Annotated in this window: 9 protein-coding genes; 3 read left to right on the top strand and 6 right to left on the bottom strand. The window is 44.7% G+C overall.

Annotated elements, in window-relative coordinates; translation table 11 throughout:
- The first annotated feature begins 137 nt into the window (after positions 1 to 137).
- Genes AU255_RS10195 through AU255_RS10185 form a run of 3 tightly spaced genes read left to right on the top strand, consistent with a single transcriptional unit; the run spans position 138 to position 4,344 of the window.
- The gene (locus AU255_RS10195) at positions 138 to 1,718 is read left to right on the top strand and encodes a DHA2 family efflux MFS transporter permease subunit (protein ID WP_080522765.1); all 1,581 of its coding nucleotides are present in this window, start codon (positions 138 to 140) and stop codon (positions 1,716 to 1,718) included.
- Positions 1,715 to 3,190: an efflux transporter outer membrane subunit gene (locus tag AU255_RS10190; protein WP_080522764.1), complete on the top strand. Its 1,476-nt coding sequence runs from the start codon at positions 1,715 to 1,717 to the stop codon at positions 3,188 to 3,190. The genes AU255_RS10195 and AU255_RS10190 overlap by 4 nt, the downstream gene beginning before the upstream one ends.
- Positions 3,178 to 4,344, top strand: coding sequence for an HlyD family efflux transporter periplasmic adaptor subunit (locus tag AU255_RS10185; protein ID WP_080522763.1), 1,167 nt, complete (start codon positions 3,178 to 3,180; stop codon positions 4,342 to 4,344). The genes AU255_RS10190 and AU255_RS10185 overlap by 13 nt, the downstream gene beginning before the upstream one ends.
- 194 nt (positions 4,345 to 4,538) lie before the next feature.
- Here the strand turns inward: AU255_RS10185 and AU255_RS10180 are convergent, their stop codons facing one another.
- The 6 genes from AU255_RS10180 to AU255_RS10155 form a co-directional block, all read right to left on the bottom strand.
- Positions 4,539 to 5,489 carry a hypothetical protein gene (locus tag AU255_RS10180; protein WP_143735902.1) on the bottom strand — a complete coding sequence of 317 codons (951 nt, stop codon included), beginning with the start codon at positions 5,487 to 5,489 and terminating at the stop codon, positions 4,539 to 4,541.
- Positions 5,486 to 6,505, bottom strand: a complete 1,020-nt coding sequence (locus AU255_RS10175; RefSeq protein ID WP_080522761.1) for an MlaD family protein — start codon at positions 6,503 to 6,505, stop codon at positions 5,486 to 5,488. Before AU255_RS10175 ends, AU255_RS10180 begins: the two co-directional genes overlap by 4 nt.
- Positions 6,495 to 7,274: an ATP-binding cassette domain-containing protein gene (locus AU255_RS10170; protein ID WP_080522760.1), complete on the bottom strand. Its 780-nt coding sequence runs from the start codon at positions 7,272 to 7,274 to the stop codon at positions 6,495 to 6,497. Before AU255_RS10170 ends, AU255_RS10175 begins: the two co-directional genes overlap by 11 nt.
- On the bottom strand, positions 7,271 to 8,053 hold the full coding sequence (locus AU255_RS10165; protein ID WP_080522759.1) for an MlaE family ABC transporter permease: 783 nt from the start codon (positions 8,051 to 8,053) through the stop codon (positions 7,271 to 7,273). The genes AU255_RS10170 and AU255_RS10165 overlap by 4 nt, the downstream gene beginning before the upstream one ends.
- 164 nt (positions 8,054 to 8,217) lie before the next feature.
- Positions 8,218 to 10,677 (bottom strand): heavy metal translocating P-type ATPase, encoded by a 2,460-nt coding sequence (locus tag AU255_RS10160; RefSeq protein ID WP_233144610.1) that lies wholly within the window; start codon positions 10,675 to 10,677, stop codon positions 8,218 to 8,220.
- A gap of 39 nt (positions 10,678 to 10,716) precedes the next feature.
- On the bottom strand, positions 10,717 to 12,450 hold the full coding sequence (locus AU255_RS10155) for an FAD-dependent oxidoreductase (protein WP_080522757.1): 1,734 nt from the start codon (positions 12,448 to 12,450) through the stop codon (positions 10,717 to 10,719).
- Between the last annotated feature and the right edge of the window lie 15 nt (positions 12,451 to 12,465).

Genomic DNA, 12,465 nt, shown 5'->3' with positions numbered 1-12,465 from the left:
TGAAATGCGGACCTTTGTTACGTGTCAGGGGCTATATAAAGACAACGATACAATTGAATATCAAAACTACAAGGTTTGTTGGGCACGCCCTAATGGTTCGCCGCTATGTTCTGGTTCGATACTACCCGATTTGCTGAATGATGATAGGTTATAACAAGCGACTGCGCGGTTGGCGTTTCGTATTGTTCAATATTTGTCTGGGCCTCGGGCATGCCTTAGTTTTATTCAATGCCGGAGCCTACATCGCAATGTTGCCGCGCATTGCCGGAGGTCTAGACATACCGCCTAGTTTTGCGACCTGGACGCAAACCGATTACATGATCGGCCTGGCATTGTCGTTTCCGGTGGGAATCTGGTTTTCACGACGCATCGGAGAATACCGGCCTTTCATCTGGGCATTTGTTATTTTTGCCGCAGCTTCGGTGGCTTGCGCCTATTGCAGTTCATTGTATGGATTTTTAGCGGCGCGTATAGTTTTGGGTTTTTCCGGGGGACTGACACTACCTTTGGGGCAATCCATGATTTTGAAAGAGTACCCGGATCGACGTAAATCAGTGGGGATCGGTGTCTGGAGTTTGTTTACGCTGACCCCATTCACCTTGGGTCCGCCATGCGGCGGCTGGATTGCCGACATCTTAGGCTGGCGCTGGCTATTTCTATTCAATATCCCCGTCGCTTTAGCCATTGCCGGCATGGTTGGTGCGCTGTTATATAAACGTGGTGCACGTAAAATTCGCCGTCGCTTCGATATGCCGGGTTTCCTGTTGTTGGCTCTGATGTTAGGCAGTCTGCAAACTTTGCTTAATCAGGGTAACGATAAGGACTGGGGTAATTCCACCTATTTGATGACGTTGCTAGCCCTTACTCTGATTACTCTGATTTATTGGGTGATATGGGAATTGGGCACGCGCGAACCATTTCTGGATATTAGTTTATTTGCCTACCGTAATTTCACCATCGGCGTCTTGAGTTTATTTTTAGGTTTTCTCTGTTTTCAAGGCTTGTTGTCGATGTTGATTGTGCAACTGCAGTTGACGCTGGGCTATTCATCCTTTCTGGCGGGACTGGTGTTTTTGCCGATGGCTATTTTCGCCAAGCCTGTAGCCGGCGTATTTCACGAGATCGTCAAGCGCTACGATGCCCGCCTGCTGGCTTCATTAAATCTGCTCGGCTTTGCCGTGACCTATTTCTGGTTGAGTCGTTTCGATCACCAGGATGCTTATGCACAATTATTTTGGCCCAAATTATTGGAAGGTATCTGTCTGGGCAGTTTTTTTACGCCCCTAACTGCATTGCTGCTGCATGGGTTGCCTCCACAACGACAGTGGCGGGCGGTTGAGCTGGCGAGCCTGGTACGTATTGCCGGTGGCGCATTCGGCATTACCCTGCAAGGTATTGTGCTTTATCAGCGCACCCCGTTGCATCTGAACCGGTTCGCCGAAATGCAAACGCCGCACGACCACTCTTTCAGCCAGATTATAACCAAATTGAACGGTGCCGGTTTGTCCGATGCTGAAGCTTTCACCAAATTGGGTGGGATGGCGAATCAACAGGCTACGATTCTAGCATTAAATGACGCTTATTGGCTGGCGGCTTGCATCTTTCTTGGTTTGGCTATTTTGGTCTGGTTTGCTAATCCGACATGGGAATCGAGCAAACGAACCCTGGCGCAGGCTATACGACGTCGAGTCATGGGTTTGATGGTGAGGGAAGTATGAGCGATACACAGCCATGGCATTATGTATTGCACTTAATCAATGTGTTGCTGCTGCTCATGTTGACTTCTTGCGCACTGTTTCCTGAAGCGGACGAACGGGCTGAAATGATGACGTTACCGGAACTGGACAAAACGCTGACACCGGCTCGACAAAATCTGCCTGGCAACGATCAATGGCCGGCGAAGGACTGGTGGACGGTCTTTGCAATGCCAAAATTATCCGATTTAATTGAGACCGCCGTGAGCGATAGTCCACAGCTTAAGGAAGTTGCGTCCCGTTTGCAACAATCACAGTCACTTGTCGACGCACAGGCAGCCGAACAGTATCCAACCGTGCGTGCCAATGTTAGTTTTAGGTTTCAGCGCTTTTCAGCCAACGGTGTGCAAGCCAAACTGGCTGGCGATGATTTTCGCCAATTATTGATCAATCCTTTGGTATTACGCTATCACCTAGATCTGTGGGGGAAAGACAAAGCAGCGCTACAAGCCGCTATTGGTAGATCGATGGCCGCTGCAATGGAGCAGGTTGACGCCCGCTTGTTACTGTCAGCGGCTGTTGCTCAGGCTTATTTTGACTTGGCCATAACCAGCGAAACATTAAAATTTGAGGAGCAGATTCTCGTCTGTCACCAACGGTTATTACGGCTGAATCAGGTCTTGTTCGCTTCCGGTTTAATTGCAAATGATCCATTACTCAGCGCCGAAGTTGAATTGCATAACGTTCAACAACAAGTTTCCGCGTTGCAAACTCAAATTGCGTTGCAACAAAATATTTTAGCCGCGCTGGCCGGCAAGGGGCCCGATTGGGGGCGAGATATCGTGGCTAGCCCTACCATATTACCGGAAAAATTACCCCTGCCAAGCGATCTGCCACTGCACCTGTTGGCGCATCGGCCCGATCTTCAGGCAGCACGGTTGTATGTGGAGGCGGCTGCGCAGGAAATCAAGGTAGCTGAGACCGAATTTTACCCGGATGTCAATTTGGTTTCTTTTGTCGGTCTGCATAGCGTCAGCATGACCGACATATTGTTGGAGGGATCCAGCTTAGCTTATGCGGTGGGGCCCTCCGTCACTTTTCCGATTTTCGAGGGGGGGCGATTGCGCGCCAACCTCGATTACCAGGAAGCTGCTTATGACGAAGCGACATATAAATATAACAGCCAATTACTGCATGCCGTTAAAGACGTGGCCGATACGCTGGCCCGCTGGCAAGACATTGATGTCCGACTGACTGAGCAGCAACAGACACTTGCAGCAATGCTGAAAAAACTTCAGATTGCTGAGGTCAAAGTCAAGCAGGGACTCACCGATCAGAATGAATTACTACAGATGCAGGTCGCAGATTATCAACAACGGCTATTTCTTAGCGCTTTGCAGGGAGAGTATTTAAAAGCAGCGGTACAGGTAATCAGAGCGTTGGGAGGAGGTTTTAACAACAACGAGAAGGTGTGCGACAAACCATGCAAAAATTGATTCGACCAAAAGCCATTATCAGGCAACGCAGACGCCGATTAATTATGGTAACAGCCATCATACTACTGGCCAGCATGGCCTATTTCGTACGTTGGTGGTATCTCAATCGAGATTGGGAGACCACCGATGACGCATTTATCACCGGCCATCTGATTAGTTTGAAAGCGCAGACCGATGGTACTGTTGTTGAAATTCTGGCGGAAAATACCCAATATGTGCAAGCGGGCCAAGTACTGGTTAAGCTAGATGGTGCCCGGGCGCAGATAGATCTGCAACAGGCACAGGCCGAATTAGCTGAAACGCTGCGCGACATCGTCACCTTGAAAACTCGTATCGATACTCTGCAACAACGGATGGAAGCACGTAAAGCGGAATTTACCAAAGTCCAGCATGATCTGCGCCGGTTTGATCTGGCAGTGCGTGAAGGTGCGGTATCGGAACAACAGGTGCAGAATGCGCGGGACCAGGTGCGCGCTTTGGAAGCATCCATTGCTGCTATCAAGGCTGAGAAGTCTGGTATCGAAGCACAAATATTAGGTCAGAGCGTAGCGCATCATCCAGCAGTGGAAAAAGCCAAGAGCAAGTTACGCCGGGCTTTTCTGGCTTATCATCGGCGTAATGTGGTGGCACCGATATCGGGTTTTGTGGCCAAGCGTAAAGCCCAGGTTGGCAATCTGGTCGAGGCAGGAGCGCAGCTTATGGTCATTGTGCCGATGTACGATGTCTGGGTCGAGGCCAACTTTTTGGAAACCAAGTTGGCCGCCATCAGACCGGGACAGAGCGCCGAAATCAGGGTTGATGCATATGGTAAGGCTATGCTTTATCACGGACGGGTGATCGGGATAAATCCGGGTACCGGTAGCAGTTTCGCCTTATTGCCGACCAACAACGCAAACGGCAATTTTATCCATATTACCGAGCGGGTTCCCATACGTATCGCAATTGATGCCGAAGAGCTCCGGCAAAATCCACTGCTGCCCGGTCTTTCGACTCTGACCCGGGTTAATACCAGCGAGCCTGGCGAGCCGATGCTGAATTCCGAAGTGAATACTGCTGGCACGGCCTATCGGACCGATGTGTTCAGTGATGAATTGGACGGTGTCGAACAAATGATCGCAAAAATTATCGTGGCGAATACGGTGGCAGTCAGATGAATGATCCTGTCTGGTATGCGACTCTGTTATGAATTTTAATGGGTAAAAAAATCCAGTTCAATTTTCCAGCGCATTTAAATAGAGGCTTCCCTCGCTGAAAATCAGGGAAACGGAGCCAAATTAATGCATATAGCTGGTAATTTTTTACTGGAAGTGTCGACCTTGTTCAGCCCGCACACTCTTCTGGATTCGGGCTATTTCTCCACTTCTTGCAGATGTTCTTTTTGTATTTCTGTCAGCCGCTTTGTTAATGAGTTACAGCGCTCAAGATTTCCCAATTGCAACTCCACTCTAATCAGGAGTTTTGTATTATTGATAATAGCGTCAATATCTCCAATATAACTAAATACCTTATTGGATCGAATAAAATATCCCTGCGCATCCTGCCAATGACCCTGGGCCGAAAGACATCCTAACTCTGCAAGTGTCGCTGCGATATCCGCACGTGAAGAAATCGCTTTATACCCGGTAAGCGCACGCTGCAAATGAGATTCAGCGTCTCTAAAATGCTGTTCCCTCCGCAGTAGTTCAGCCTGAAAACGCAGCAAACGGCTTTCTAGAGCAACAGAATTGCTATCCGATTTGGTCAATGCTTGAGCATAGCGTTGAGTCCATTTTGACTCGTCCTGTTGCTGCGCAAATGCAATTCTGGTTCGGCTTGCAATAGCAGTCAACTGTATTGTGTCAGGTGTATTGACGGGTATCAGTTCATTGAACTCTGGAAGCAACGCTTGCAATATTTTTTCAGCCTGAACATAGTCTTGTTGTTGAAGTATACTTTGCGCTAATAGCAGGGTAATACGTGGTTGATAATCCTGGAATTCGACATTTTTTGCAATTATGCCGGCACGCTCCAGATGTAACTGAGTTGCCTGATAGTTACCAACAGATAACCCCACTTCAGCCAGATTAATATGACTATATAGAATACCCTTTTGACTGTCTATTCCTTCGTATAGTGACAATGCCCTGCTAAAAAAACTTTGAGCACTGCTCCAGTCAGCATCCGCAAATGCTTGCAAACCATTATTCATATCACTTTCTGCATCCAGTATGACTGGCGATTTGGTAACAGTATTACCGCCACAAGCTGAAAGCATGAAAGAAAAGATTAGCAAACATGCCTTGATATATGTCCTTATCATGGTAGAGGGTGTACTGGAATCAGCAGATTAAGTTTATTTTTATCAATATCATTCGACAAGGGCCATGTACTTTGAACGCTATCTATTAAGTGATCAGTTTTGCTTAAAGTTCTTCTAGTATCAATAATTGTGCCCGGAATATGTTCTAATTCGCTGTTGATCAGCGTTATAGCGGTGTTAGTTTTTTCAATGATTTCGTTCAGATTTTTAACCATCGCTGGAATATTTTGTGAGGCAATACGTATATCCTGGCTTATATATTGAGCATCATTTAACAAAGGTTCCATTTGAATCAGTCTCTGTTTAGCTAGACCGACAGTGCCTTTAGCTTCCTGCAAAATTTCTGCACCTGAGGTAACAACAACCTTTAACTCTTTTTCCACCTGTTTGTCGAAAACGGCCGCCCCGAGAACTCCATGCCCAGTCGCTATTTGTGCGATAATTTTATGTGCATTTTCTATGGTTACTTCCAGTTTTGGTAATAGAGTTTCTAGCTTGTTTAATAGGTCATGCCTGTCTGCTGCCTGAATAATATGTGCAACACCCAGTAACAAATCATTTAATGATGGGGTCTCATCTACGGGTATAACACTTCCTTCCGCTAACACGGGTGCATTTATCGAATCAGACTTTATTTCAATTAATGCTTCGCTAATATTGGTTAACCTGTTAACTATTACCTTTGCTCCGGTTCTAATAAAAGCCTGGCTTCCTGCATAAACTTCAATCGTAACCCGAATTTTACTGTTTTCTCTGAGATTCATGGCTGTTACTGTTCCTACTTCATTTCCTAATGCCTTGACAACACTCCCCTGGCTAATTCCTTCGGTACTGGTAACATCCATATAATAAGTCACTTGTTTTTCAAAAAAATGCTGGTTTCTACCACTGATGATGATAAGTAGCGAGAACAATACAAAAGCAGAAATAACAAAAAAGCCTACAATCCGCTCACGGTAATTGTAAGTAACCTTATGCATATAAGGTCCGGTTTTTCTTGCTGGATCAGTTTTCATTTAAGCCCCATGGTGTACTCTGAAAAACATTCATCAAGTCCTTAACTTCCTGGTCTTCAGTTTGCATAAATGCCTGCCAACTACTGAAATTTATTATTTTATGCTCGGAAATAAAAATAATCTGGTTCGCATGCTGCTCCAGAAAGTGAGCATATTGAAGTCCACCAATCATGCATACGGCACGATGGTGTTTATATTTTCCCAGTAAACTACCCATTTGCTCTCGCTGCTTCGCTCCGAGGTCATGAAATGGGACATCCAGAATTAGTAAGGAAGGATCAAGAATTAAGGCACGCGCCAGGGCGAGCTGTGATCGCTGAAAACTGTTTAACAGTGCCGGAAACGTTGTCGGCTCAAAATCACAGTTTAATTCAGTCATTAAAGCTCTCGCTTTATCAGCCGTCTCGCGGAATGAAAGATGACGATGATAAAGCAGCGGTAACATCACATTCATCAATCCGTGCTGTACTGACAACAAAGGGGAGGCTCCGGAAAGATAGCCTATTTGCGATCGGAGATTCCGCCAGGCTGCTTTATCAAGCTCTGAGATCATATGTCCAAAAACCTTTACCTCGCCCTGTTTTGGTTTACTGATGCCGGCTAACATTTCCAAATAGGCTCTCAACTGGAAGCGATGGGGCCCTACCAGACAGGTCAGACTATTAGAGTGTATCCGACAGTCTAAAGAAGGAAACATCAAACTACTATCTCCCGGATCTGGAGTAGCTGCATATGCCTTGATGGTATCTGTAATAGTAACAGCAGTCATAAGGTGACGAGTAAAAAATAGCCATCTGCCAGGAATAAAAATACCAGACTTCTCACCACAGCCTTTTGCATCTGTTGCGGTACCTGAGTCGGAGAATTTTCTACTAAAAGCCCATGAAAACAAGCCAGAGCGCCAATTACCAAACCAAAAATAAGGTTTTTAAGCATAAAAATCATGACTACATTGACAGTCATTTTATTTAGCAATTGCAACAATGATTCCTGTGCTGAAAAATGATAGATAAATGCACTAAAAAATACCCCACTTAATACCATCAAAATTGAAAAGTACAGGGCTAGTGTTACTTGACTAATCATCATACAAATTATTCTGGGAACAACAAAATAATCAGCTACATCAATACCTAGAAACTCCAGTGGTTCAATTTCGCCACGGACTTTGGTATTTCCCAAATCAACAGCAATAGCTGAACACGATCGGCCAACGAGAATGACTCCGGTAATCAGCGGACCAAGCTCACTGACCACAAGTCTGGCAAGAATTTCAGTCAAATCACCGGCACCGGTTATGGCCTGCATGATATAAATTAGTTGAGAAGTTGCTCCAATTCCAACCAGCACAGCCAGAAATGAAATCATCGCAATTGCATCAATTCCTGTATAAATGAGCTGGCCGAGCAAATTGGAATAGACCGCCCTGTTAAAAACATTACGGTGAGGCTGCCATACGGCAAGTGTCTGCGTCAGAAAACAAGTGAAGTCAATGATGTAAAGGAACGACGCAATACAGCTTTGGCCAACCCAACCGAAAAAATTCATAGTTTAATCCTTGATATTCCATACGAACTATGGGAAGTTTAATTGGCACTACCTATAATTTACTCAATATCAATACCGTAACATGTGCGATAGCTACTTAATCAAGTGAATTCAGGGCATAAATCACCCTTTCTGGATTAAATTTAATGACATTGCCTTTATGTTTATTTTTTATTCAACCGCAGTGAATTGGCAATAACAGACACTGAACTTAAGGCCATCGCCGCTGATGAAATCATCGGGCTTAATTTACCGGTCATGGCGACGGGTATTGCTATCGCATTGTAAGCAAATGCCCAAAACAGATTTTGCTGAACCACCGTTAATGTCTGCTTACTGAGATCCAGTACTTCAGCCACTTTACTTATATCACTATCAACCAGAATATAATCAGCAGTTTCAATCGCTATCCCGGTAGCATTTCCAACCACCAGACTAACATTTGCTGCCGCAAGAGCGGGAGCATCATTAATGCCATCACCGACCATGGCCACCACTCTACCCCGTGTCTGTAGATCCCTAATAAACTGAATTTTTCTGGCCGGGCTCGCATTGGCAGTCACTGATTCAATTCCAGCCAAATCCGCTACAACTTGTGCCGAAGCTTTGGTGTCCCCTGTAAGCATCAGCGTTTCAATACCTTGCTTATGTAAATCAATCATCAACTGTCTGGCACCTTTTCTTATTTGGTCAGTTAATGATAGCAATGCCGCAAGTTTATTATCGACAACCAGATAAATCAGGTTGTTTCCCTGTTTAGCCCAATTTGCGGCGGTGTCTTGGACAACCGACATATCAATTTTCTGTTGTTGCAGCCAGCTTTCATTACCCAGCATAATACCATGTCCATTGACTTCCGCGCGTACCCCCTGATCTGGAATAGAATGAAATTTAGTCGCTTGAAATAATGGCAGATCCAAACTTCTTACATACTCAACCACGGCTTTGCCCAACAAATGTTCTGAATTAAATTCCACAGAAGCAGCAAGCTGCAACAGATAATCGTCCTGCAAATCTGAAATATTCAAATAGCCAACGACTTTGGCATGACCTTCTGTTAGCGTGCCGGTTTTATCAAAAATAATGGTATCTATTACGGCCATTTGTTCCAATGCATTGCCATTGCGTATATAGATTTTGCGCTTCGCAGCCTGTCCTGAACTGACACTGGTCGCTGCAGGAGTCGCCAAACCTAAAGCGCAGGGGCAAGAAATTAGCAACACAGAAATTGCATTGGCAAAGGCATGTGCAACAGCTTCGCCCCTGATCACCCAGCCTCCAAATGTGAGCACAGATAAAAACATAATCGCGGGTGTTAAATGCGAGGATATAATATCGACCGTTTTCTGAATTTGTAATTTCGAACTCTGGGTTTGATCAATCATATGCACAAGGCCTGCTAGTACAGTATCTTTACCAATTGCAGTTGCTTGCATGCGCAATACACCACTGCCATTAATACTGCCATCAAACAGTTTGTGTCCTTTTTCTTTTATGCAGGGCGCATTAGCGCCTGTAACCATTGACTCATCGACACTGGAAAGCCCGCTCAACACGATACCATCAACAGGAATTCTCTCGCCTGGGCGGATTAAAAGCACATTATCTATCGCTATTTTATCTATGCTTATAATGCTTTCAATTCTACCTTCTAATAGCGTTGCATTTTGCGGCTGCATATTAACCAGCTCTTCAACATCATGAACCATTTTACTTTTAGCCAATTCCTCCAGATATCGACCCACCTGGACAAATCCGATAATTGCAGTAGCTGCTTCAAAATAAGCGTGTTTTCGTACATTGAATAATGCAGGAATACTGACCATATAAGCCGAACCCGCCCCTATGGCAACCAGCGTATCCATATTCAAGGTTCCCTGTTTTGCCTGAATCCAGGATTTTTTAAAGATTTCCCCGCCACCGCCTAAAAATACCACCGGAAAACTGAACAGTGCCTGTATCAATCGCATCCGTTTACTGGTTTTAAAAAATAAACTGGCAAGCAAAACGGGCACATCCAGTAGTGTAATGATCAGCAAGCGTTTTTTAGTGCTGAGTAAGTGATTGTGACTGAATTTGAGTAATAATTTTCTTTCTGCCAGAGTATCGATTGAGTATGCCTGATAGCCACTATCATGAACTATTTTAAATATTTCCTCCTTGGTCAAATAACCGCTGACATTACCTGTTTCGGAAATATAATTGATGCTGACATGCTGGTTATTAAGGTTTCTGGAGAGTACCATTTCCAGAAATAAGGCACAGGAAGCACAGCTCATGCCGCCTATACCAAACACGACATCCTGTTTAGGGCCGTCGGGGTGTTTATGGTGTGCGGAAAATTTACTGATGCTGGCATGCGGTTTTTTAGAAAAATTGGCCAGCACAGTCTCTAATAGTTTGAACAAGTTTTCTTTAGGTAGTTGTTCAGGATCAAAATAAATAGTGAGGGAATTAATTTGCCAGACACAACTTACTTCTTCAATCGCTGCTCTTTTTAACAACACAATCTGCAAAATAGTCGCACGTTCCTTATCCCGAAAAAGACTTGGCACAATAATTCTAATGCGTCGCTGCAACTGATGCTTAATTATAAAATGGCTAAATTCTTGTGTTTTAGACATATTCATTACTCTTGATAGTGTTTAAGTGCAAGTGTAACGCTATTCCTCGTAGCTTGCATATGTTTGCATGCCACCGGAAAGATTACGTACGCGAAAGCCATGCTGTTGCAAAATGCGTGTTGCGTTATAGGCTCGTTGTCCGACACCACAGACAACCCAGATTTCACGCTCCTGTGATAATTCATGCAAACGGTCGCGTAATGAATCCAGTGGAATGTTGATGGCTTGCGGAATATGTTTCCCTGCAAACTCGGTAACTGTACGCACGTCAATAATTTGAGCCTGTGAATATGGATCATCCATAATAAATGCCAGCATTTGATCAACATCATCCTGCTCGTCAGTAACTTGAGTATGCGTATCTGCCAGATCTTCCCATTTAGCCAGCGGGTGATTGCCACGTAAATGATTTGCAGCAATCATTCCTGCCAGATTTACCGGATCTTTGGTAGCGCCGAATTGCGGCGCGTAGCACAGCTCGGCTTCTTCCAGATCAAAAACTGTACCGCCCATCTGTATAAAAGATGCCAGCACATCAATTCTCCTTGCCACACCTGATTCACCCAGCGCTTGTGCGCCAAGAATCTTGCCGTTGCGTACGTCATAAAGCATTTTAATATGAATCGGTTTAGCACCTGGATAATATCCAACGTGATTACTGGGATGTAAATAGACTTTTTCATACTCAATGCCGGGACATTGTTTCAGTGTTTTTTCATTAACCCCTGTCGTAGCGACGGTTAAACCAAAAAGACCGCAGACTGTGGTACCTAGAACTCCTCTGTAAGGTACCGCTTGAATAGTGTCTAGCTTTTTTCTAACAATATCTGTAGCAGCCAGCCTTCCCTGTTTATTGGCCGGTCCTGCCAAAGGAAACAACTGCCATTCATTGGTGATCACATTCTTCACTTCAACCACATCGCCAACAGCCCAGATATTAGGATCGCTGGTTTGCAGATATTCATTTACGCGAATGCCTCCATGGCTACCCACCTCCAGGCCTGCCTGTATGGCCAGTTCAGCACGAGGCTTGACACCAATAGAGATCATCACTGCATCAACATTTAATTGTTCACCAGAACTTAGTGAGACCTGTAATGAATGATCGCTATTCTGTGTGATAGCCGAAGTCTGACAGCTTAATTTTAGTTCTAGCCCATGTAGTCGCAAATGCTTAGCGACATAGGCTGCCATTTCTTTATCCAGACTGGGCATGACCTGATCAGAAGATTGTAATACTGTGACCTGTACTGCTCTTTTTGTCAGGTTTTCAGCCAATTCCAGTCCTAGATATCCGGCACCCATAACAACTGCACGCTCTATATTATCTAATTGCGCACGAATTTTTCGACTATCAGGAATGGTTCTTAAGACATGCACCCCCGGTAAATCCAGACCTTTTATATCAGGCCATACCGATTGAGAACCTGTGGATAATACCAGTGCATCATAATGCTCATTGCGCTGTTCACCGGATTTTAAGTCACACACGTTAATGCGCTGGTTTTCCCTGTCTATCGACATAACCTGAGTATCAGTGCAAACACGAATATTAAATCGATTTTCAAATAAAGCGGGGGTCGCAACCAGTAATGCGTCTTCTTCGACTATGACATCACCGATAAAATAAGGCAAACCACAATTAGCGAATGAGACATAAGAGCCCATTTCAAAAATGATAATCTCACACGCTTCATTTAATCTGCGTATCCTGGCAGCGCAAGTAGCGCCTCCTGCAACACCACCAACAATTAATATTCTCTTTTTTGACATGTTTGTTATATCCTT

This window comes from Methyloprofundus sedimenti (assembly GCF_002072955.1).
GTDB classification, from domain to species: domain Bacteria; phylum Pseudomonadota; class Gammaproteobacteria; order Methylococcales; family Methylomonadaceae; genus Methyloprofundus; species Methyloprofundus sedimenti.
Note: the sequence above shows the minus strand (reverse complement) of the source record. Positions and strands in the feature narration are given on the sequence as shown.